Source organism: Aequorivita sediminis, assembly GCF_032080575.2.
Taxonomy (GTDB): domain Bacteria; phylum Bacteroidota; class Bacteroidia; order Flavobacteriales; family Flavobacteriaceae; genus Aequorivita; species Aequorivita sediminis.
Window position 1 is genome coordinate 1 of record NZ_JAVLSO020000053.1, and the last position, 332, is coordinate 332.

The 332-nt window shown below is 40.4% G+C and carries 1 protein-coding gene; it reads right to left on the reverse strand.

What is annotated here, in order from left to right; genetic code table 11:
- Positions 1-332 (reverse strand): DUF7507 domain-containing protein (locus RT250_RS13560; protein ID WP_313115426.1); only part of this gene is annotated, 332 nt, incomplete at both ends.

A 332-nucleotide genomic window follows, 5' to 3' on the forward strand; every position in this document is an offset into this window, starting at 1 on the left:
TCATCTACTTGTGTATTACTAGGCGTTGTACCAACTACCTTAGCTGTGTTCTCAAACTCACCTGCATTAATATCTGCTTGTGTGATAGTATAAGTTGCTGTGAATGTAGTAGAATCTTCTTGCCCTGGCGACAATGTGATTGGTCCTCCTGATACGGTAACGCCACCAACTAGATCACTTACCATAACATCGGTTAGGGTTACGTTCCCAGTATTCTTAACTGAAAAACTATAGGTAATTACATCACCAACCTCGAGTGTTGAACATCCTGTAGTTGGATCAACTTCAACATCTGAAGTTTTAATAAGTGCAATGCTCGCATCAGTACAGAT